Annotated in this window: 24 protein-coding genes, 2 tRNA genes and 1 rRNA gene; 14 read left to right on the forward strand and 13 right to left on the reverse strand. The window is 38.6% G+C overall.

Going from position 1 to position 22,320, the window contains the following annotated elements:
- Positions 1–48: 48 nt before the first annotated feature.
- Positions 49–978 carry a DMT family transporter gene (locus I6F47_RS18930; RefSeq protein WP_165722821.1) on the forward strand — a complete coding sequence of 310 codons (930 nt, stop codon included), beginning with the start codon at positions 49–51 and terminating at the stop codon, positions 976–978.
- 37 nt (positions 979–1,015) lie between these two features.
- Here I6F47_RS18930 and I6F47_RS18935 read toward each other — a convergent pair whose 3' ends face one another.
- Complete coding sequence (locus I6F47_RS18935; protein WP_197184365.1) at positions 1,016–1,885, reverse strand: diacylglycerol/lipid kinase family protein; 870 nt, start codon at positions 1,883–1,885, stop codon at positions 1,016–1,018.
- A gap of 326 nt (positions 1,886–2,211) precedes the next feature.
- Here I6F47_RS18935 and I6F47_RS18940 point away from each other — a divergent pair, with 326 nt between their 5' ends.
- The 4 genes from I6F47_RS18940 to I6F47_RS18955 all read left to right on the forward strand — a co-directional run bounded on the left by I6F47_RS18940 (position 2,212) and on the right by I6F47_RS18955 (position 3,601).
- The gene (locus I6F47_RS18940) at positions 2,212–2,352 is read left to right on the forward strand and encodes a hypothetical protein (RefSeq protein ID WP_010554841.1); all 141 of its coding nucleotides are present in this window, start codon (positions 2,212–2,214) and stop codon (positions 2,350–2,352) included.
- Positions 2,353–2,570: 218 nt separating this feature from the next.
- Positions 2,571–2,661: transfer RNA gene (locus tag I6F47_RS18945), tRNA-Ser, on the forward strand.
- 51 nt (positions 2,662–2,712) lie between these two features.
- Positions 2,713–2,805, forward strand: a tRNA-Ser gene (locus I6F47_RS18950).
- A 307-nt stretch (positions 2,806–3,112) separates the two neighbouring features.
- Positions 3,113–3,601, forward strand: coding sequence for a DUF4124 domain-containing protein (locus I6F47_RS18955; RefSeq protein WP_007579794.1), 489 nt, complete (start codon positions 3,113–3,115; stop codon positions 3,599–3,601).
- Here the strand turns inward: I6F47_RS18955 and I6F47_RS18960 are convergent.
- Together I6F47_RS18960 and I6F47_RS18965 are read right to left on the reverse strand one after the other, a co-directional pair.
- A complete protein-coding gene (locus I6F47_RS18960; RefSeq protein WP_169061305.1) occupies positions 3,585–4,709 on the reverse strand; it encodes an aminotransferase class V-fold PLP-dependent enzyme in 1,125 nt (374 codons plus the stop codon). The two genes, I6F47_RS18955 and I6F47_RS18960, sit on opposite strands and share 17 nt — an antisense overlap.
- Before the next feature lies 1 nt (position 4,710).
- Positions 4,711–5,880 (reverse strand): PrnB family protein, encoded by a 1,170-nt coding sequence (locus tag I6F47_RS18965; protein ID WP_197184366.1) that lies wholly within the window; start codon positions 5,878–5,880, stop codon positions 4,711–4,713.
- A 136-nt stretch (positions 5,881–6,016) separates the two neighbouring features.
- Here I6F47_RS18965 and I6F47_RS18970 point away from each other — a divergent pair, with 136 nt between their 5' ends.
- The 4 genes from I6F47_RS18970 (at position 6,017) to I6F47_RS18985 (ending at position 11,801) form a co-directional block, all read left to right on the forward strand.
- Positions 6,017–6,472 (forward strand): Lrp/AsnC family transcriptional regulator, encoded by a 456-nt coding sequence (locus I6F47_RS18970; RefSeq protein ID WP_039488718.1) that lies wholly within the window; start codon positions 6,017–6,019, stop codon positions 6,470–6,472.
- A 72-nt stretch (positions 6,473–6,544) separates the two neighbouring features.
- Complete coding sequence (locus tag I6F47_RS18975; protein WP_197184367.1) at positions 6,545–9,265, forward strand: ATP-binding protein; 2,721 nt, start codon at positions 6,545–6,547, stop codon at positions 9,263–9,265.
- Entirely contained in the window at positions 9,255–10,655 is a 1,401-nt protein-coding gene (locus I6F47_RS18980; protein ID WP_197184368.1) for an alpha/beta hydrolase, read from the forward strand. The genes I6F47_RS18975 and I6F47_RS18980 overlap by 11 nt, the downstream gene beginning before the upstream one ends.
- Before the next feature lie 6 nt (positions 10,656–10,661).
- Positions 10,662–11,801, forward strand: coding sequence for a GNAT family N-acetyltransferase (locus I6F47_RS18985; RefSeq protein WP_197184369.1), 1,140 nt, complete (start codon positions 10,662–10,664; stop codon positions 11,799–11,801).
- On the opposite strand, the gene I6F47_RS18990 is transcribed toward I6F47_RS18985, so the two are convergent.
- Positions 11,778–12,368: a DUF938 domain-containing protein gene (locus I6F47_RS18990; RefSeq protein ID WP_169044521.1), complete on the reverse strand. Its 591-nt coding sequence runs from the start codon at positions 12,366–12,368 to the stop codon at positions 11,778–11,780. The two genes, I6F47_RS18985 and I6F47_RS18990, sit on opposite strands and share 24 nt — an antisense overlap.
- Positions 12,369–12,568: 200 nt before the next feature.
- On the opposite strand from I6F47_RS18990, the gene I6F47_RS18995 reads away from it, so the two are divergent.
- The 5 genes from I6F47_RS18995 to I6F47_RS19015 all read left to right on the forward strand — a co-directional run bounded on the left by I6F47_RS18995 (position 12,569) and on the right by I6F47_RS19015 (position 15,665).
- Positions 12,569–12,754, forward strand: coding sequence for a hypothetical protein (locus I6F47_RS18995; protein WP_197184370.1), 186 nt, complete (start codon positions 12,569–12,571; stop codon positions 12,752–12,754).
- A 101-nt stretch (positions 12,755–12,855) separates the two neighbouring features.
- Positions 12,856–13,221 (forward strand): hypothetical protein, encoded by a 366-nt coding sequence (locus tag I6F47_RS19000; RefSeq protein ID WP_231609258.1) that lies wholly within the window; start codon positions 12,856–12,858, stop codon positions 13,219–13,221.
- An 11-nt stretch (positions 13,222–13,232) separates the two neighbouring features.
- Positions 13,233–14,609: a class II fumarate hydratase gene (locus I6F47_RS19005; protein WP_197184371.1), complete on the forward strand. Its 1,377-nt coding sequence runs from the start codon at positions 13,233–13,235 to the stop codon at positions 14,607–14,609.
- 110 nt (positions 14,610–14,719) lie between these two features.
- Positions 14,720–15,253, forward strand: a complete 534-nt coding sequence (locus I6F47_RS19010; protein ID WP_121955018.1) for a hypothetical protein — start codon at positions 14,720–14,722, stop codon at positions 15,251–15,253.
- 10 nt (positions 15,254–15,263) lie between these two features.
- Positions 15,264–15,665 (forward strand): hypothetical protein, encoded by a 402-nt coding sequence (locus I6F47_RS19015; RefSeq protein WP_024589501.1) that lies wholly within the window; start codon positions 15,264–15,266, stop codon positions 15,663–15,665.
- A gap of 29 nt (positions 15,666–15,694) precedes the next feature.
- On the opposite strand, the gene I6F47_RS19020 is transcribed toward I6F47_RS19015, so the two are convergent.
- The 9 genes from I6F47_RS19020 to rrf form a co-directional block, all read right to left on the reverse strand.
- Positions 15,695–15,880, reverse strand: coding sequence for a hypothetical protein (locus I6F47_RS19020; RefSeq protein ID WP_007579770.1), 186 nt, complete (start codon positions 15,878–15,880; stop codon positions 15,695–15,697).
- A gap of 15 nt (positions 15,881–15,895) precedes the next feature.
- Positions 15,896–16,222 carry a hypothetical protein gene (locus I6F47_RS19025; protein WP_010554828.1) on the reverse strand — a complete coding sequence of 109 codons (327 nt, stop codon included), beginning with the start codon at positions 16,220–16,222 and terminating at the stop codon, positions 15,896–15,898.
- Positions 16,219–16,857, reverse strand: a complete 639-nt coding sequence (locus I6F47_RS19030) for a DUF4178 domain-containing protein (RefSeq protein WP_024592232.1) — start codon at positions 16,855–16,857, stop codon at positions 16,219–16,221. The genes I6F47_RS19025 and I6F47_RS19030 overlap by 4 nt, the downstream gene beginning before the upstream one ends.
- Positions 16,858–16,931: 74 nt before the next feature.
- Positions 16,932–17,624 carry a PspA/IM30 family protein gene (locus I6F47_RS19035; protein WP_004335088.1) on the reverse strand — a complete coding sequence of 231 codons (693 nt, stop codon included), beginning with the start codon at positions 17,622–17,624 and terminating at the stop codon, positions 16,932–16,934.
- 24 nt (positions 17,625–17,648) lie between these two features.
- Positions 17,649–18,062 carry a YjfI family protein gene (locus tag I6F47_RS19040; RefSeq protein WP_004335098.1) on the reverse strand — a complete coding sequence of 138 codons (414 nt, stop codon included), beginning with the start codon at positions 18,060–18,062 and terminating at the stop codon, positions 17,649–17,651.
- Between the two features lie 79 nt (positions 18,063–18,141).
- Positions 18,142–19,863, reverse strand: a complete 1,722-nt coding sequence (locus I6F47_RS19045; protein ID WP_197184372.1) for a polyamine aminopropyltransferase — start codon at positions 19,861–19,863, stop codon at positions 18,142–18,144.
- Positions 19,864–19,866: 3 nt separating this feature from the next.
- On the reverse strand, positions 19,867–20,766 hold the full coding sequence (locus I6F47_RS19050) for a DUF350 domain-containing protein (RefSeq protein WP_024589503.1): 900 nt from the start codon (positions 20,764–20,766) through the stop codon (positions 19,867–19,869).
- A 26-nt stretch (positions 20,767–20,792) separates the two neighbouring features.
- Positions 20,793–21,725: a hypothetical protein gene (locus I6F47_RS19055; protein WP_007579759.1), complete on the reverse strand. Its 933-nt coding sequence runs from the start codon at positions 21,723–21,725 to the stop codon at positions 20,793–20,795.
- A 495-nt stretch (positions 21,726–22,220) separates the two neighbouring features.
- Positions 22,221–22,320, reverse strand: a 5S ribosomal RNA gene (gene rrf, locus I6F47_RS19060); the annotation flags it as partial.

The following is a 22,320-nucleotide window of genomic DNA, read 5'->3' on the forward strand; positions in this document are numbered from 1 at the left end:
ACAGATAGGTCTTAAAATAGCCATTCAATCGGGCTTTGGAGACTAACCATGAAAAGTGCAGCGCTATACATTACAACTGTTTTAATTTGGGGCTCAACTTGGTTAGCCATAGAGTTTCAGTTAGGTGATATTGCGGTAGAGTTATCGTTATTTTATCGCTTTGCTATTGCAGCGCTTTTAATGTGGTTATATGTAGCGTACAAAAAACCCGACATGCGATTTAAGTTACTGGATCATGGCTTTTTTGTTTTATTAGCTATTTGTAATTTTGGATTAAATTATTTAATGCTTTACTGGGCACAAAATCACCTTACCTCAGCCATGACCTCTATTGCCTTTTCAATGCTGCTGGTTATGAACATAGTCAATACTCGGTTATTTTTTGGTAAGCCAATCTCAAAACGAATTTACACAGGTGCTGTACTCGCTGTATTAGGTATTACGTGTCTGTTTTGGCCACAGTTACAGCAGTTCGACTTGAGTAATGGTGCATTGGTCGGGTTACTACTTGCCCTTGGTGGCACCTTTGTGGCTTCATTAGGAAATATGGTAAGCGTTCGTAATTCTCGTAAACAAATTGGTGTATTGCAAGGCAATGCATGGGGCATGTTATACAGCGCTATAGGCTTGGCTTTATATGTATTAATGAACGATGTGCAATTTAGTTTAAACGCTCCACCAAGTTACTGGCTATCACTACTTTATCTATCAATATTTGGCACTGTAATCGCTTTTGGTTGCTACTTTGCTCTACTTAGAAATATAGGCCCTGAAAAAGCCAGCTACGTTATTGTTTTATTCCCACTAGTGGCAGTAACACTGAGTAGCTTTTTTGAAGGCTTTGAATGGCACGCAAATACCTTTGCAGGATTTAGCCTAGTGCTATTAGGTAACGCCATTGTGCTTACCCCAACAAAACGAATTAACGCCTTTTTAGCTAGTAGAGCAATGGCTAAAAGTGGCTCCGTCCCCAGTTAGACGCGTTATTAACGCAACTAACGTAAAAGCGCCTACCCTACTGTAGGCGCTTTTTTATTGGCATATGAAAAAGTAAAGCCTGCCCATGTACACTAATAACGGCAGGAGTTTTACCTACCAGTTCACCATCTGCTTCAATCAATAACCCTTCAGTTTTTATGGAAGCTGTATTTAAGCGACTGTAGTTAAGGTTTTTTATATGCTGATGGCGCTTAAAAAAAAACTTCATAAAGCTTATTACGTTATAAAAAAGCCCACCCGATCGCATTTGATAACACTCAAGCAGCCCATCAGTTAAATCTGCTTTTGGCGCTATTTCTAGACCACCACCAAAGTACTTATGATTAGCAAATACGGTAATTAAATTTTTATACTGCCTAACATCGTTATTAAACGTACCTTGTAACTGCTGAGCTTGATAATAAAATAGCTCCTTAATGCTCGTCCAACTGTAATCAAAAGATGAAAAACTAGCTTTAGCATTAATCGCTTTAACTACATGAGCATCAAACCCTACCCCTGCAATATTAATAAAATAGCGGCTATTAATTTTTCCTACATCAATTGCTGTCGGTGTATTAAATAGTGCCTTTCGCCAATCATCTTCTTTGCAACTAAACCCTCTCGAGAAATCGTTACCTGTACCGCAAGGCAATAATGCTAACGTACAGCTACTCCCTATTAACGCATTAACCACCAAGCTCAATGTACCGTCTCCGCCAAGTACAACTACTTTGGTAAATTTACTCAGTAGCAACCTTATTTGAGCGCAGTCATCGTTAAAGTTTCCCGTTGTAGTAAACATACAATAAGAAAAACTGCGTTTTTTACAAATGCTTTTAAGCCATATTAGTGATTTTTCACTCTGTTTTTTTGTACTTGGTTTAATAATTATTAGTAGTGACAAGCTTTTGTTTCCAACAATGTATTTAAGAACGAATAAAAAAGAGTTTAATTGAGTTTTTTTAATCTGAATAACTAGTCAAAAAGTTTGTTTAAAATGCATATAAATAAATAAAAAAACACAGAAACACCAGTATTGGCGAGAGTAAAGCCGATTTTATTTTAACTATTTATGCAAAAACCATAATAAAAAACACTGAACCGCACGTTAATAAAATCAATAAGGATTAGTTTAACTAATCCGTCAGGCTCAATTTTTATCGTTGTCTTTTTAATCAAACAACGTGCAAAATGCACGCGATTTCAACATATACAACCCGGAGCAAAATAATGAAACCAATTAACACATTAAATCAAACAGCAGCAGCTCAAGTAGCAGTTAAACCAACTAACCGTAAAGCAAGAATGTTAGCTAGACTTAACACTATTGGTAAAAGACTAGCACTTAGCGGCGCAGCTCAATATAAATAATCACCCAACCATGATTATTTTTCGGTGCAGCGAACACTCAACCACTAAATGAAGTCACTTATTTAGCTCCCCTTGTTTGCTGCAACCTATTTATTTTATTAAAAATTGCCTTAATTTCCCCTTATTTACAAAAAAAACCTCATTTACGTACGTTTTTTAGGCAAACAGTCATTTTGCTATTTACACAGCGGTATCACCTAAGTATTATTCTGCGTCACGGAGAGATGGCAGAGTGGTCGAATGCACCGGTCTTGAAAACCGGCATGGGTTTATAGCCCATCTAGGGTTCAAATCCCTATCTCTCCACCATATTTTAATTGGTGGCTTTTTTACTTCCATCAATACAAACGGTTATGCGTTGGAGAGGTGTCCGAGTGGCCGAAGGAGCTCCCCTGCTAAGGGAGTATAGAGTTTGTAGCTCTATCGAGGGTTCGAATCCCTCCCTCTCCACCATACTTAATTTAAACCACTTGATTGTGGTTTTTTTGTGCCTAAAATTTAACACCGATACTAAATTGGGAGGGTGAGAACCCTCGACAGGGTTCGACAAAATGTCTGGGACATTTTAGGCCGCTGCAAGCGTCGCGTAGCGATTGATTATATGGATGTAAGCAAATCTATCCCTCCCTCTGGACCATACTTAATTTAAACCACTTAATTGTGGTTTTTTTGTACCTAAAAATTATAAAAACTAAACAAATTGTGCCTAGTAATAACTTAGGGCATTATTAACACAACTTTAGCCACTTTAGGTTTAGCTATGATCCGGTTCATATTGCTATCAGTTTGCGCGGCAGCACCATTTTTTACCTTGGCACAAAGTACAACAGTGTATAAGTGTGTAATTAAGGGCGTTCCTACCTTTAGCCAAACGCCTTGCGCTAAAGATGCACAAGTTATTACTCTTAAAGATATAAACGTAATTGAAGCATACAAAAGCTCTACGCCCGGTAAAGGTATTACCGACACCTCTGTGGATGACTACTTAGAAGTTCAACAAATAGAACGAGAAATAAAGCGCCTTGAGCTATCTATTGCACAAAGCCAAAAAGAATACGCAGCTAAAAAACAGCAGATAGATTACATGACTCAAGATAAAGCCAATCGTTTAGGCGCTTCGTCTATTGCTGATGCTATCGCAACTAAAACAAATTCGTTAAAGCAAGCTTACGACGCATCAATTAATCAAACGCAGCAAAAAATAGAGTCATTAAAACAAAGAAAGCAGCAGCTTAGCCAAAACCCTTAAGCGCTCGTTTTACTATCGAAATAAACTGCTCAACGTCTTCTTGAGTATTATAAATATGTGGCGATACTCGTATCCCAAATTTACGGGCATCTACACTGACTTTCGCTTTATTAAGCGCTGTAAGTACATGGTCTTGCTGCTTGTTAAAAAACAAAATAACAGTCCCGCTGCATTTATCACTACTCATAGGTGATGCAACATATTTGCCTAGTTGCTCATGAATAAGCGTAAGCATAGCTAAATTATGATCCCTTACCTTGTGAGCAGTTAGCTCTGCAAAGTAAGCAATGCTATTTGCGGCAATAATATAAGGTGCTACAGAGGGAGTACCACCCCAAAACTTGAGCGCACTGGCGTTATATTCAAAGTGGTTTATATTGAACTCAAATGGATTTTGATGCGAAAACCACCCCACATCTTTAGGCTCGCAATACTCTATTTGATTTTTGTTAACCCATAAATAAGCTGCACCTGGGCCACCACATAACCATTTAACGCTCGAGCCAACCATAAAGTCAGCATCGAGTATGCTTAAATCAAGCGGTATAACACCCGCTGATTGAGCAACATCAACTATTGATAAACTATTAGTTAATTTACTTATAGCTACAATATCGTATACAGGCGCCTGTACACCTGTATTTGAATACACATGACTTATAAAAACTAAATCGATGTCGGCGGTTATATAACGCTGCCAAACACTAATATCAGTTAGGTTTTCGTGCTCTGGTATAAACATAATTTGTGCGCACTCTGGTAATGCTTTTTGCATTGCAAAACCCATGCTCGGAAAATCACTTTGCGCCATTAGCACTTTACAATTTTTTTGCTGTAGCCGTGGATGCGACATAAGCAACTTTGTTAAGCCACTTGATAAATTAACCTGAGGACAAAACTGCGAACTAGGCGCATTAAATAACTTACCAAGCGCGGTGGTAAATTGCTCAACTGCGGGCAGCCATTGTTGCCAAGGTTCTTTATTTGAGCTCTCCCATGGTAAAAAATAATGCTGAGCTAAATATTGCTGTGTATTTTTAAGAGGACGCCCTACCGAGTGGTTTAATAAATAACAGCCATCGGCCATACAAAAATCATTTTTAAGCATGCTATTTAACCCATTCTTTAAGTGTATTTAGATCGTCAAAACGTGTTTTTATATCGTCGCGTTTGGCACTGGCTCGCCTATCTCTTAATTTTTCGAGCGAATCAAGTAACACATTAAGCGGCGGACCACTTGCTGTTACCTTGCTCATATGCTGCTGTTGCATATTTTTTGAGGGCTGAGCAATAAACTTTTCAACCAGTTGATTATGATGACCGACTGCGGTGTCGCCATGTAATTTACACACTTGAATAAATAACGTTGCGTGGCTTTTAAACCAATCTGTATTTTTATATGGTTTGGCTTGTAAAAAGTCATCCATAAAGCTTTGCATACGCATGGCTTCTCGTAGGATTTGTTGATCCTCTGGCATCATATATAAAAACTTATCCACCAGCATTTGCGAGTAACTAGGCTCATTTGCGCTACAAAGCCCTAGTAACATATCAATCACGTTAATACCTGCAAAGTCACCAGCATTTGCACCTCTGTAAACCTCTTTACCTACACGGTACGGTTTATAATAAGGGCGAACGCAGTTAAAAAAGCGATCTGCATCGAGCTCAGAATAAAGTGCATTATTTGACTCAATTACATCTATAAGCGCTTGTTTGGCTACTTTTAATAACTCACCACACAGGGGGTGTGAGATACCTAACGGCAATATTTTTAATAAAGCATCACTTGCACGTTTATAGGCCAAAATACCTTGGGTGTTGTAATCAAGAAATAGCTTTTCATCAGGTAAATTGGTAAATCGTTTATAAATACCGTTAAGTGCTTTGTTATGAGTAGTTAAGTGGGCGGTAGCAAAACGAGGAGTTACGCCAATCGATGCGCCAATATGCATAGCAAGCGCTGAAGCATCTATTAGTGGGGAGCTGGTTTCTCTGCTTGGTTCGGTAATTTCATGGCGCCTACACGCTGCCATAAATAATCCTACGTTACCGAGTAAGTCAAAAGCGCTATCAAAGCCTTGATCTGTGTTTCCCTCGGCTAATAAATTGCTAATTAATGCGTTGCCTTTTTTTTCTAATTGTTGCTTTAAGGCCTCACCTATTCCTTCTACATTTGCTTTATCGGTTTGCTGCCAATAAAGCTGCTCTAATTCACTATTTAAAGTGACAAACTCTGTTCGTATCCAGTGATCAAAAATAGCGGTATGTGTGTTCATTGTTGTGCTCTATTATTTTTATAGTTAAATGCTAACAGAGTTCAATGAGGGTAAAACGCCAAAAAAATTAGTAAAAATTGCAATACTTAGCAATAATCACTACAAATATAAAAATAATTAATAAAAGCCGACAACTATGTTAGATAAAAAAGACCAGCAATTACTCATTGCACTGCAAAGCCAAGCTCGTATGTCTGTTTCAGATTTGGCCAGCAGTATTAACCTATCGGATACACCTTGTTTAAGGCGTATAAAAAAGTTAGAGCAAGAAAACATTATTACCGGCTACCACGCCGCCATAAATCCTAAAGCACTTAACCTTAATGTGCTGGTATATGCGTTTGTACGATTAAGCCAAAACTCGGTAAGTGCTGCAGAGCAATTTGAGCAACATGTAGAAAAATTACCACATGTATTAGAGTGCTGTGTAATATCAGGAAGCTATGATTATTTATTAAAAATCATTGCACATGATCTTGAGAGCTACGAAACGTTTGTGAAACATCAACTAGGTGGCTTAAGCTGTATCGCAAATATAGAATCAACAGTTGTGCTTAAACAATCATTTAGCAAAAAACAGTTACCTTTATAAAAATAACCAAAATAACTTACTGTTAGCTATACTGATATTTCAAAACGACAATAATAATTGCTTGGACCTTATGTGAAAAATTTTAACTCTAAAAATCATTCCATTATTTTTTACATCATGTTTGCTTTAGCATATTTTTTAGTCGGCATAGCACTCACTAAACTTGCTTTTAACTCGCAAATAATTCCAATTTGGTTACCTGCCGGCATAGCACTAGTCGGTTGTTATATTTGGTGGTGGCGCTTTATCCCGCCTTTATTTGTAGCTGCAATTGCCTTTAACCTTAATATTTTTGACAGTTCTGCTCATGAGCTAGTCCTGGTCGGTAACTCATTTAACGAGGCTATGTATATCGCCTTTGGTGTTGTTATACAGGCAATGGTCGGCGCAGCTCTTTTAAAGTATTGGCTTGGGCACCCGCTGCGCTTTAAAAAGCGCAAGAATATAATTTACTTTATCCTTGTTATAGCAATATTGGTCAGCTTAATTTCGGCTAACTTTGGCGTATTTGCCTTAAGCCAATTCAACTCGGTTTACAGCATTGATAATCATTGGAAAAATGTTGTTTATTGGTGGCTGGGAGACACTCTTGGAGTATTAATTGCGACTCCGCTTTTACTCTCTTTATTACCACAAAAGTCTAATCAACATAATATATCGGCGTTTCCGACAATTGCAGTATGCTCTATTTTATTTTTATCAGTCGCGGTAACAACGCAGTTATACGATCAAGAAAATCGTATAAACACTATTAAAATTGCTGAACGTGAAGTCCATGTTATAGAAAACAGCCTTTATAGATATACAAATCGTAGCATTATTGCAGTGCAGAGCCTAGCAAGTCAGGTACAGTCATCTCCCATGCTAAGCCAGCAAGATTTTTATTCTTATGCTAGCCAGTTACTAACTCAGCACGCATTTATTAACGCCTTATCGTGGAACGCAAAAATACCTCAAGATCAACACGACGTCTTTGCCCAAGAAATATCAAACATTTATCATTTAGATATTGATGTAGTTGGCGAACCTCTTGAAAGTAGCGATCCCCTTGTGATAGTAAAATACATAGCTCCTTTTAATGGTAATCAAAAAGCTATTGGCTTTAATGTATTTTCAAATCCTGATCGAAAAAGCTCTCTGCTCAACCCCGCTATAAAGTACATGCCAGTGGGAACTAAAATAATTCAGTTGGTGCAAACCAAACAACCTAAACCAGCCTATTTATTATTTTCTCCTGTGTACTCCCAGCATAGTGATGAAAAAACAATTAAAGGCTATGCCACTGGTGTGTTTTTAGTGCGTAGTATTATTGAGCAGGCAATTTCTAAAGAACAGTCTGATATGTTTTCGATTGGTATATACGAAGATACAAACACTCCGCCATTTTATAGTAATTACTCTCAAAATGTTCAGCAAGCGAAAGGCAGCCGCTTAATGTCGTTTGATGTGGACTTTGCAGGGCAAAAATGGATTGTAAAACTAGCCCTTAAAGAAAGCTTTTTAACACAACATAATAGTCAACTAACTTTATTATTACTCATACTTCAAGTTGCCGTATGTTCTTTAATTTTAATGGTTTTACTGCTGTTTAATCAGCAACAAATAGCGCTTACACGTCAAGTTGCAGAGCGTACACACTCACTCGCACAAGCAAAGAAGCAATCCGATTTAGCTAATCAGGCTAAAAGCCAATTTTTAGCGAATATGAGCCACGAAATACGCACACCATTAAACGCCGTTATTGGTTTTTCTTCACTTGCTAGAGAAACAGACAATGCAAGTACACTCATTGGCTATTTAGATAAAATAAACTCAGCATCTAAAAGCTTATTAAACTTAATTAATGACATTCTTGATATATCAAAAATAGAATCCCAAAAGTTAGTTATTGAATCTATTGCATTCGACTTAGGTGCTTTAATAACACGCATAAACAATATGTTTGAGCAAAGCGCCATTAACAAAGGTATTGAATGGCAAGTTAACTCAAAGCTACCTTTAGATACCTGGTTTATTGGTGATCCTATGCGAATTGAGCAGATATTACTTAATTTATGTAGTAACGCGATTAAATTTACAAGCCAAGGCAGCGTTACTTTAAACATAGAAACAGAGTTTACTGCCGCCAATAAAGTACAGCTAGTTATAACCGTTAGTGATACCGGCATAGGTATAAAACCGAGCCAACATAAAAAATTATTTAACGCATTTACCCAAGCGGATAGTTCTACCTCAAGGCAGTTTGGTGGTACAGGCCTTGGCTTAACCATAGCGAAAGAGTTAAGCCAATTAATGGGGGCTGATATAACACTTAAAAGTGAAGTAAATAAAGGCTCTACTTTTACATTTTCAATGCGATTAGAAACAACAGAACCTAAAAAAGAACATGTTATTACATTTGATAATACTAATATTACTTCGCTAGATATTTTGGTCGCAGAGGATAACCCAGTAAATCAAATGGTTATTAAAGCGATGCTTGGCTCGTTAGGAATTGTGCCGTATATAGTAGAAAACGGTGAGTTGGCGGTCGATATAGTTAAAAAGCAGCATTTTGATTTAGTGCTTATGGATTGCCAAATGCCTGTAATGGATGGCTATAGAGCAACGGCACTGATCCGCCAGTTTAAAACTGAACAAGAGCTCCCGATTATTGCTTTAACTGCCGACGTTATGCCAGAGGATAAAGCACATGCACAAGCAGTTGGATTTAACCAGCATCTTGCAAAACCGCTTGAACTCATTAAGCTAACCGAGTGTCTTGTCCAATATGCAGAAGTTAATGAACAGTAGCGGTTTAATTTTAAGAATAGCCTTAAGAATAGTTTTAAGAGTAGCTTTTGGTTTTGTTTTAAGTCTTTTTTCTCATACAGCTGTCGCTCAAAACTGTATATCACAGGCGAGCGACTTTAAATTTATAACAAAAAGTAAGCAACAAGGCTTATTACGCTTTGAAAAAGAGCACGACCACCAGCACTTTAATTACCAAGCCCTTTTACCATTTAACGATTACTTAGATTTTGCATATAAACATATAAATAAAACCAATCCACGTGCAGATATGCCATGCCCTGTTATTACACAAACGTATCAGCAATTAGTAACACAAGGTACGCGAAAACCTGACCCTACTATTGCAGATATTATTGCCCCTTTTGAGCTTACGCATCCAAATAGTAATAAAGTTGCACTACTAATTCACGGGCTAACTGACTCACCCTTTACGTATCACGATTTAGCACAAGTGTATTATCAACAAGGCTATACTGTGCGTACTATTTTATTACCAGGACATGGAAGCGCCGCAAGTGCATTACTCAATGTAGAGGTTAGCCAATGGCAACAGGCAATAAAATACGGTATTAAACGCTCGGTGCAAGACTTTGATGAAGTGATACTCGCAGGTTACTCTACCGGTGCAGCGTTACTTATTGATTACGCAACCAAACACACTGTATCCCCTAAAATTAAAGCGCTTATGCTTTATTCGCCAGGCTCCGAGCCACATAATAAGTACGGCTGGATAGCAAAGTGGATTGATGCTATACCCTTTGTTAATTGGATTGATAAAGACGCCGATGTAGACTTTGCTAAGTATGAATCATTTACTTTAAATGCAGCTGCCGCTTCGTACGATGCAATGTCACTTGCAAGCATAAGTAGCTTGAACAAACGCCCTGCACTTAAATTACCTATTTTTAGTGTACTTAGCGATATTGATACCACGATAGATACGCGTGCCACGCTAAAGTTATTGAGTGCATTACACAAAGGTAATTCAATCAAATATAAGCCGCTCGATACTTTAGTACTTTATGGAAGTACTGATATTTTACCGCCAGACTTTGCTAGTGACTACACAGTAAATAATCCGCAATGCACAACACCTCAATGTAAAAAGGTTCATGGTATATCGCATATTGCTGTTGTTAACTCACCGCAAAATCCACATTATGGAATTAACGCAACTTATCGCAATTGTGGCAGCTTTATTAACGACGAGCCCCTATATAAAACATGTAAAACAACTAAAAACCCACAACTAGGAGAGCGTACAAGCGCCAACTTAAAACACTATCCGGCTTTACAGCGCTTAACTTATAATCCTCATTTTACCGAGCTTAAAATGCAAATTAGTACGTTTATTAAAAACGTAGAACAGCTTAGAACAACTACAAGGTAAGTAGTCATGGGAACGTTTTCGCACCAATGGTTTAGCAGTATTAATGAGATTGATCAGGCGCAGTGGCAACGTTTATTTGGTGATGAACCATTTACTCAACATGCTTTTTTATATGCCCTTGAACAAAGCCAATGCGTAACACAAAAAAGCGGTTGGCAGCCCCATCACCTCGCTATTTTTGAAAATGATACGCTCGTTGCACTTGCACCCGGGTATTTAAAAAGTCATTCATACGGCGAGTATGTATTTGACTGGGCATGGGCTGAGGCATACGAAAAACACGGTTTAGAATATTATCCCAAGTGGCTATCTGGCATTCCTTTTAGCCCTATTGAAGGCAAGCGCATTGCTATCGAGCACGCTAATCCAAATGCGGTGTATCAGTACATTACAGAGCAACTTAGCTTACACAGTGCTCAGCAAGGATGGTCGGGATGGCATGTTAATTTTTGCGACCAAGCCCAAGCCACCTCATTAACTGAGCAACACGCCATGTTAAGAGTGGGTGTGCAATTTCAGTGGTTTAATAAAGGTTATGAATCCTTTGACGACTTTTTGCAGATGCTTAGCTCACGAAAACGTAAGTCACTTAAAAAAGAGCGAGCTAAAATAGCGCAACAGAACATTGATATTGAATGGCTGCAAGGAACGCAAATTACGCCCGAGATAATGCAATTGTTTTGTGAGTTTTATCAGCGTACCTACTTAAAGCGCTCTGGTCATTTGGGCTATTTAAATATGGAGTTTTTTACGCTTTTACATGCCTTAATGGCTAATACTCTCGTTATTATGCTGGCCAAAAGAGACGATAACGTGATTGCTGCAACACTTAGTTTAGTAGGTAAAAATACGCTTTATGGGCGCTACTGGGGAGCAAGTGAGGAAGTAGATTCGCTGCACTTTGAATTGTGTTATTACCAAGGTATTGAGTTTGCAATAAAGCATAAACTCAACTGTTTTCATTCGGGTGCACAAGGTGAGCACAAAATAGCACGCGGATTTGAACCCGTACTTACCTACTCTGCTCACCATATTGTTGATGGCGACTTTAGTAATGCAATAAGCGACTACTTAAAGCGTGAACGCGGCCATATTGATATATATAAAGAGCAATGTAGCTCATTACTGCCGTTTAAAAACGAGTAACTGATTATTTGCAGGCATGGCTGTATCGCTAATAAGCGTAAGCCCTGCTTGCTTAGCTAGTTGTTCAACTGCTTCAAAATCTCTTATTCCACTTAACGGATCGCGCTCTGTTAAAAAGGCACTAAAGTCATCATTACTTGGGCTGGTAAATTCACCTTGGTATTTGAATGGCCCATAAATACACAACATACCGTCGCTATTTAAGTGGCGTTTAACACCGTCAAAAAAACGCTCAACTAATTGCCAACTTACAATATGAAATGTGTTTGCAGTATAAATAGCGTCAACCTTATCTATTGGCCACTCATTATTTAAATCAAGCTCAAGTGGTGCATGCAAATTAGTTAAATTAGCTTCGCGGTGCCATAAATTAATCCCTTCGTGGTTTATAGCGCGATCACTTGTATGCCATTGTAAATGTGGTAATTGCTCTGCAAAAAAAACACTATGCTGGCCGGTTCCTGAGCCAACTTCGAGTACTGTTTTAGTATTTTTTAATACAACTTTTAATTGCTCTAAAATAGGGGTTTTATTGTTTTCACAGGCTTGTGAAAATGGCTTTGTCATTACTGTGCACCAAAATTGTAGATTAATGCACAACAGTAAAGCAAATTTAGCTTATTTTGTCGTGATGAAAAAAAGGTAATTTTTAAATACTATAACTATCATATGGTTGAGCCGGCTCATTATGATTGGTACGTAATATGCTTTTATATAACTAACCCACTAAAGGGTTTAACTTATATTAAATTTCAAAGGATAAAATTATGCATATACCCCCTTATACCGCTGTAGACGCAGCTATTGCTATAATCGAAAAAACCACCGACGATCATAGTTACGCCGTTGATATGAGAGCTACAGTAATCGATTTACTTTCGCACCCTAAACATAATCAACAGGCGATGACCAAACATGAAACAGATCAGATATTTATTCTTGGCTACAATTAAAACTCAAATTAGTATCGCAAATAATTTTTATAATAACTGTTTACACTGAAACCGATTAAATGTAATGATAACTATTATCGTTAATTTAAGTCGGTTTTTTTATGTCTTCAAATTATGCCCAGCATCGTTACCATCAAGAACTCTCTTGCCATTGCTTAAGACCTGGCCTGCATGCACCCATGCTCGTTGCCGATTACATAGAAACCGCCCTTAACGTCGCCAAAAAATTTGAGCAACAACGTAATCCCTTGCTTCAAGAGTTTTATCTTAGACGCACACACCATGAAATTATGAACAAAATGTGCGACCCTCTTATACATAATGCTATTCGTAAACAATGTTTAGAGCAGTTATACAAACCTTTATTAGCACTAAAACGGTTTTATAAAGTGCATAACAATACTGCACAATTTTTAATACTTGAGCGTGAAGCTCGTATTCTTAGTCACGAATTCAACCCTTTTTAAGGAGCACACTTATGAGCAACTTTAGAACAGAATCAGACAGCATGGGCGAGCTACAAGTACCTACTGATGCGCTCTATCAGGCGCAAACACAGCGAGCGGTTAATAATTTTGCCATTAGTGGCTTACCTATGCCAAAGCAATTTATAACTGCACTGGCTTATATAAAACAAGCCGCTGCACAAAGTAACTGTGAGCTAGGCCATTTAAGCAAAGCTAAAGCCGATGCAATTGAGCAAGCTTGCCAAAGTATTATTGATGGTGAACATGTTGAGCATTTTCCCGTTGATATTTTTCAAACAGGTTCTGGCACAAGCTCAAATATGAATGCCAATGAAGTTATTGCAACGCTTGCTAGCCGGATAGGCAATGAAAGCATTCACCCTAATGATGATGTAAACATGGGGCAAAGCTCTAACGATGTAGTCCCTACTGCTATCGCACTCAGTAGCGCAATAAATGTAGTGTACGAATTACTTCCTTCGCTTGAAAATTTATCGCAAAGCCTGGAAAAGAAAAAAGCTGAAGTAGGCCATATAGTTAAAACGGGCCGTACGCATTTAATGGATGCAATGCCTGTAACGTTTGATCAAACACTAAGTGCATGGCAGTCACAAGTTAATCATGCCGCAGCAGGAATTAGACATAGCTTAGAGCGTGTATGCGAACTTGCACAAGGCGGTACAGCCGTTGGAACAGGAATAAATGCCGACCCTAAATTTGCAGCAAAATTTACAGAAAATCTGAGTGCCAATGTAGGTATTAGATTTACGCCCAGTAGTAACTTTTTTTATAATATAGGTTCACAAGACGCCATCGTCGCGCTTTCGGGGCAATTAAAAGTACTCGCTGTAGCACAAATGAAAATAGCGAATGACCTACGCTGGATGAATTCAGGACCACTTGCGGGCTTAGGTGAAATAGAGCTTGAAGCACTTCAACCAGGCTCATCTATTATGCCAGGTAAGGTAAACCCAGTAATACCAGAAGCCGCAGCCATGGTAAGCGCACAAGTTATTGGCAACGACGCCACTATTACCGTAGCAGGTCAAGCGGGTAATTTTGAGCTAAACGTTATGCTCCCAGTCATTGCGTATAATATTTTGCAAAGTATTGAGTTACTTGCAAATAGCGCACAAGCGCTGGGCGATAAAGCGATTGCCAGTTTTAAGGTGAATCAGCCAAATATAGATAAAGCACTCGCTAAAAATCCAATTTTGGTAACTGCGCTTAATCCGGTGATCGGTTATGAAAAAGCAGCAAAAATAGCAAAGCAGGCTTATAAAGAAGCCCGCCCTATTATTGATGTAGCCGAACAAGAAACTGATTTACCACGCAGTGAACTCGAAAAACTACTTAACCCCACCAAACTAACGCAGGGTGGACTTTAACAAAACGGTATTTTTCACGGCTTTAATTACTTGATAATATAGTTTTTATTGCCGTAAAAAATGCACCGTGTATGATAGTGATGAATATTTCATCACTATCAAGGTTTGTTATGCGTACCCCATTGTTAGCCATACTTTTACCACTGTGTTTAACTGCATGCTTAGATAAAGCACCCACTGAAACGCAGCAAGTAACAATCACCTCAGAAGCTGAAGCACCAAAGCAAGAGCCACAAAAGCTAAAAGAAAACACTCAATTACAAGAAAATACTAAAAAGAACGTAGTTGCTGAAAAAATACCAAAAGCTGATTTAAAAAACGTTTCAATAGACGATATAAAAACAGCTAAAACCGAATTAAATACGCTAATTACAGATAAGCAATGTGATACCAGCACCCAATGTAGAGTAAATGCAGTAGGCAGTCGCGCATGTGGTGGGCCAAGCAGCTTTGTTGTGTACTCAACAAACGCAGCATCTGAGGAACAAGTAGCAGCCCTTAGCGACAAAATTACTAAGCTTGAAAGTAGTTATAATTCACAAAAAGGGATGATGAGCATTTGTCAGCATTTAACAACGCCAAGCACGCAGTGTGTTGAAAATAAATGTGTTAAACTTGAAGGCTCAGCGGTAAGTGCATTTTAAGGATAACGTTATGAGTTGTTTACCATCGGCAATTAAACTATCAATTTTAAGCATTGCTAGCAGCATTTTATTACTAAGTGGTTGTGCTAGTACTGTGACGTCAAATGAGCAAAGTAAAAACTTATCTGACTTAAACTATGATCTGAATAACATGGTGAGTAATAACAGCTGCACTGCAAGCTTTCAGTGCAAAGTACTTGAAGTGGGCGCCCGCGCATGCGGCGGACCGAGTAAATATGCTGTTTATTCAACGCTAAACACATCTCAAGAAGAAGCAGAACAGCTTGCTCAACAAATAACAAAACAAGAAAACATACAAAATAAAGCACAAGGCTTAACTGATTGTTCTCCTGTACTTGAAGTGCAATCGCTGTGTATTAACCACCAATGCCAGTCGTTTGATATAAAATAAAAACGGCCGCGTATAAGCTAATTTCAGCGTTAACTTAAATACGGAATTAACGCTGAAATTACTACCACCAGTACCACGCAAATACCCGCTTTAATAATGTATTTCATGGGCATTGTTTTAAGCACCCAATATGCATAAATAAAACGTACAAAATAACTCGCCGCAGTACCAAACAACGCAAAAATAATTAAGTAAGCAATTAAAATAATATTCATAAAAACCTAATTAAATTATTTCACTTTTTTATTTTTAGTGTGAGCTATTAATAAATCAGCTACTTGTTGCTTTACGGCTCGCTTATCATCGCTTTGTACATCAAAGCGACTGGCTAGTTGCGCTATTTCATCATCATTTAAGTTAAACGATAAACGTTGACGCGTTTTTTTAGACTTTACGTCTAAGCCAAGTATTTTTCGGATCATATCTGACGGCGTTAGCTCTTGATCAATTGCCTGCTTTTTTATCAGCTTTTGAACTTCGCTGCTTAGATCGAATGCCATTTGTGTGGCACGTACAGCTTGTTCCTGACGTAACCACTTATCTTTAGCATCACTCACTTAGCATCTCCGGGAAACAAGTCTACAATGTCTGACATTGGACGCATGAGCGTTAGCGATACTTCGGTTTCGCCGCCATCCCAAATTTCGATATTTAAACCAAAGCCTTCATTATCTGACGCTAAGCAAATCATTTCACATGGCTCACCACCTTCTTGCTCATAGCGAGGCAAAGTTTGGTTGCGGTAATCTTTATTATGGAAATAACACACATAAGGCGACTCGCTTTGTTGGTAGCTTTTAGCTAAAAACTGCATAAAGCGCTCTGGTGTATTTTGCACTGTAATGTGGGTTAACGACTCTTCATCAAAAATACGCGCAAACTCATCAAGGCTAAATATCTCTTCAACTTCGTTTCGCTGAATTTTAATAGAAAAGTTAGCCCACTCTTCGCCATCATCTTGCTCAATTTGTAAAAATACAACTTGGCCGCTATTTGTCTCAAGTACAAATTCAGTATCGCTACTGTGCTGATATTGGTAAGTCTGAATATCAGTAACACGTAACGTTTCACCCTTTAACCATGCAGGATAGGCAAATGAATCAATAACGCTAAACATGTCGCCTTTTTTAAGATCGCTCGGATGATTAAGTTGACGTTCTGGCTCTTTTTTAGATTTGAAAAAATTAAACATAGGAAGGCTGCCTTCTAAGCAAAAAAGGTAACTGAGAAAAACTCGGTTACCTTTTTAAAGTATAAACGTAATAGTTAGCTATTTTGCTTCGCTTTGATGCGAGCTAAAATATCAGCGCTTTTTGGACTTGTGTCGCCAATGCCTGCTTCAGCCATTTTTGCTTTTAAGTCATCGCCATTTACGTCTGACTCAAGTTGCTTTGCAGCACCAAGCTGGTCACTTCGATCTTGTTGGCGCTGTTTAATGCGTTCAAGCGATTGACGAGCCGATGTCATAGACGAGCTGTTTGTATTAAGCGTGCTATTAACAGCCATTGTTGCTTGCTGTACGCTTTCAGTGGTTTTAACCATTGTAAGCTGACGCTGATTTTCTTTAATCGATTTTTCAGCATCTTTAACTTGCTGCTTAAGCGCAACAATGTGATTGCTAAAGCCAGACAATACTTGCTCGTTTTCCGCTTTTTCAGCTTCAAAGTCACCAATTTTTTCTGCAATTTCTAATGCTAACGCTTCGTTGCCCTTTTCAAGAGCTTGGCCTGCATACGCTTCATGTTCAGCGATTGATGCATCTACAGCGCTAATTTTACGCTTAGTTTGCATTTCTTTGGCCATTACTTCAGTAAGGCTTTTTTTAGCACGGTGAAGTGCATTTTGCGCGTCTGCAATTTCTTGCTCAAAAATACGGATGCCATTTTTGTCTACAATTGCTTCGCCTGCTTCACGAGCGCCGCCACGTACTGCTGTAAATAATTTTTTTAAAATACTCATAATCTTAACTCCACTAACTAGCTATTAATCGTTTAAATACAAGGTCACGGCTTCTAGTGCATCGATAGCGTTATCGGCTAATGTCACTAGTTCGTGGGTAACGTCATCCAATGATGAATTTACCGACAGTGCACCAAAAATCGCGTATTTGTTATCGATTTTAGCAAATGCACTCAGTGGAATTGGCACGTTTAAACGTAGTAATGTTTCGTTTAACTCGTTGCGTAATTCACTTTTAACTTCATCTTCGTCAAACAAGTAGCTAATACATAATAACTGCTCTTGCGTTTGCGTAACAAAAATTGGAAGCTCATCATTTCCATCAACAATGACTTGTAAAACATCTTGCTCGCCTGGGTTGGCAATCAAGAAAGACTCAAAGTTAGCGCCTTCAGTTTCAAAAGAAGCTAATTTTATTGAAAGTTCATTTAATTCCATGTCTCTGCCTTTTGTCGTTTGACATATTATGTCTGAGTTAAGATTCTCATGGTCGACATATTATGTCAACCATGTTTTATTAGTTTTTATACAATTCGCTTTCTATTTGCCATGCAGTTCGGTAGTAATCATACAACTGACCAGACCCTAACCTATTGACCTCAATACTTTTAACTTGTTCAAAGTAGTGGTTAGGAAATACAAAACTTGCCAATAAATATTCTTTACTAATCCACCTTGATGGCACAGGCATAGCCGTCGTATCATTAATACGACCACTGGCCGACTGCCCCATTTTAGTCGCTATAGTCCAGCCCCACTGCCCAAAAGAAGGTATGTTTTGCTGATACTGCTCAACATACTCAAATCCAGCCGCTTTAACTGTTTTTGCAATGCTTAAAAACGCTTTTTTAGCGTGATAAGGTGAGGTTGATTGAACCGCCATTGCGCCATCCGGTGCTAATAACTGCCGTACATGATTATAAAAGTAGTCACTGTACATTTTATTTAGATCAGGATGATTAGGGTCAGGTAAATCAATTAAAATGGTGTCGAACTGCTTAGATTGGTCAAGTAGCTTTTCAACTTCTAAAAATGCATCACCCACAATTATGTTGGCTCGCGAGTCATGCATCGATTTATTGTTTAGTTGTAGTAATCGCTTATTGATGTGCTCTGGCGGCGTAAAGTCACCGTCTTTATGACCAAATAAATTGAGTAGTTGCGCGTCTAAATCTATTAGCGTTACTTCACTCACAGGCCACTTTAAAACATCTCTAAGTGCAAGCCCGTCACCACCACCAATTATTAATACACGGTCGTGTCTGTTAGAGGCAAGCATTGCAGGGTAAACCAGCATTGAATGATATATTTGCTCATCAATACTTGAGAACTGTAGACGCCCATTTAAATATAAATCGGTAATTGGCTGAGGTTGGTTTTTGCTTAATCTTTCGGTTAAAACTACGTGTTGGTATTTAGTTGCTTGCGAATAAATTACTTTATCTTTGTATAAAACATTACTTAGATTGTTCATCCAGCTACTGCCAAATACTAAAATAAAGCCAAATAATGCCAGTAATGCTATATGGCAAACTAAAAGTGCCTTAGCAAAGCGCACATGGGTATGGTAGCGCCATAAAAACGCGAGTCCTGCGATGATATTAAATAACGCCGTCCACGCTGCAGCTTGCATTATAGGCATTGAGAGCATGATACTTACCCAAATGGCTGCACCAATACCAGCACCGATATAATCGGCACCATAAATAGTCCCTGCGTTGTTTTCTAAAAAACGGCCATAAACGTGCTGACGAATGCGCGCTATAAGCGGTATTTCCATACCAATAAATAAGCCCAGTATTAAACCAAAAACATAAGGTAGAAAACGTGACCACTCTTGTAGCTTTTGAAATACGTAACCATTAAGTACAACATCAGGGGGTAAATTAAAAATGCTCGAAAATAAATGAGGAAGAGAATAACTAACTGCTATTACACCCGCTATCGCTAAAATGCAGCCCATGCCAACCAAAGCAATAATGCTTTCTAGCCAAGCAAAAGCGGTAAATGCATCTTTAAACCAACGCGCTAAAAAAGCGCCTAAGCCCATTGCTACAATCATAGTACCGATCATGGCGTAAATAGCGCTCTCTACCGAGCCAAGTACACGGCCCGCATAATGAGACAGTAAGTATTCATAAATAAGGCCGCACCCAGCAAGCACGGCCATAACAGTAATAAGTAGTATATCGTGCCCAAGTAAGCGAGACTTACTTGGGGGAGTGTTGGTTGATGACACTGATTATGCGCCTAGTAATGTTGCCATAGTGATACCTACAGCAAATGATACTGCTGCAGAAATAGTAGCTACACCTACATTTTTTTGACGATTAACTTCATCTGAAATATCGCAACCAGATAAAATTATTTTAATTGTCACTAAGTGCAAAATAATAAATGCAACAAGGCTCACTACTGCGCTAATAGCCCAGTATAGTAAACTCGCATTAATATTATCAGCCGCGTAAGGTGCAACACCCGTTGCTGCTGTAATAGCTAATGCACTACCGACTAAAAATCCAGCGTAACGAATACCCACAGCTAAGTTACCATCAACAATTGCTTGTTGTAGGCAGTCGCCACTTTTATTTGTACGTTTAAATAACTGCACTCGGTATTGGCTAACAAGTAGTAATACAACACTACCTATAATAAAGGCGGCAATTACAATTGGAAGACCATGCCAACCGTCAGTAGCTACCCATAAAAGAGCTGAGCGAATAACGATAGCAACACTGACAACATGACCAAAATCAATTATTGAAGCCGTAACGTTACCTTTAACGATTTCGTCGTGCAGGCTTACTTTACGAAGAGCTACTTTATCTTGAAAAAAGTGACCCAACTTAATCAGTACAATTGCTAATGCGCCATAAGCTAACATTTGTAGTGCTTCTTGTTGCAGTGTTGCAGCAAAAGCGCCGCTACTTACACCCGTTAATACAATCGCCAGTGCCACTAAGCCAGCGGCAAAGCTAATACCAAAAGCAAAGTTATCACGCTCTGTTATTTCATCATTTGCATGTAAGTTTGAAACCCAGCCTTTTATATATTTAAGGCTTACAAATAATAAAACAATAATTGCAAAATCAATCGCCAGCGCTTGCAGTGACCACATAGTTATTCCATTAAATTCATACATATTATTCTAACTCCAACTTTATTCTTTTACTTACCACGGCTCACGCCACGAGAGGTTCTGCTACCGCTATCACGCACCGATCCTGAGCTATTGCTATAACTGCTCGAACGAGAATAACTACTGCGGCTTTTTGCTGGCGTATAACTACTACGGCTTAAACCTGATGCACCTGTTTTTTTACTCGCATAAGGGCTTGTAAACTGCTTACCTTGGCGTTGGTATGTTTGGCGCGTGCGTGTTTCTAAAGCGCTTTGGGTTTTAATTTGTTTAGGGCTTGAATAACGCGAGCGGCCATAGTCATTGTAATAGCTATACTTTCGGCGCTTACTCCAGCTTCCATATTCAACACGATCAAATACATCACCTAAAATACGGTACATTCCGTACCATTGCCAAAAGCTAATACCGTTACTATTTGATTGCCAGTTACCATAGTTAGGGTTACCTACCATTTGGTTACCAACACCCTCACCTTCAGCTTGCTTACTAATTGCGCCTACACGCGCTAAAGTGCCTTTGGACATATCAGCTAGCATATTAATAGGATCGGTTAACGCATCAGAAAATAGCGTAGGTTTAGATGCATCACGCAACAAATCAATGCTATGTAACGTATCTTCGTAAGGAGGAATTAAGTAAGTTCCTTTAATATCTTTAAGTCGCTGTGTTAAGCCACTATAAAGTGCGCCTTGGCGCGTTGCATCAAGGGTAATTACATCAACAACTTTTGTAAGCTCTGGTTGTTGTTTTTTAAGAAGCTCGCCATATTCTTTAAGTAACACAGCATTACGTACACTTCCATTATCGAGTGCAGTACCAAGCTGAGACAGCTCCGTATCTACCTTTTTAATAGACTCTTGAATTGTTTGTTGCAGCTGCTCTTCTTTCGATTGACAACCCATAAGCACTGCGAACAAACAAAACAGGCTTATAAGTTTCCAAGCTTTAATATTCGACATTCATGTCACCTGATTTACTAAATTAACTCAGGTAGTTTTACACAGGTCACTTATTAAACCAAGAATGAAATTGCAACAAAATGAGAAGAAACGTGGGACTCTGTAATCAGGGTCTGATTTATTGAGAATTTAGTGAAAATATTAAGCTATATCGTAAGGTTAGAATTGAAGTTTAAGCGTTATAAGGGGGTACTTACAGTGATTTTAGCGTCAGGAATCGCTGCGGTCACCCTACGTGATGGGTGTTGATGTGAGTGTTATACCAATCTGCTTATATATGGGGTCTATTTAACGTTAAGAAAATTTCGCTAGAACTAGGCAAAAATTTTTATATCTAGTTGTTCTAAATAAAAAATTTTTAAGGACGTTATAGTGCAATTTAATTCGTTAAATTGATCAAAGATTTATGCAGGTTGGTATTAATTGCGTGTATTTTACTTTTCTGCAGACGTAAAAAAGCCCGACTCTTTCGAATCGGGCTTTCTACAATTTGAAGCCTGGTAATGTCCTACTTTCACATAGCAAATGCTACACTATCATCGGCGCTGTTTCGTTTCACTACTGAGTTCGGCATGGGATCAGGTGGGTCCAAAAC

The organism is Pseudoalteromonas sp. NZS37 (assembly GCF_015864265.1).
GTDB classification, from domain to species: domain Bacteria; phylum Pseudomonadota; class Gammaproteobacteria; order Enterobacterales; family Alteromonadaceae; genus Pseudoalteromonas; species Pseudoalteromonas arctica.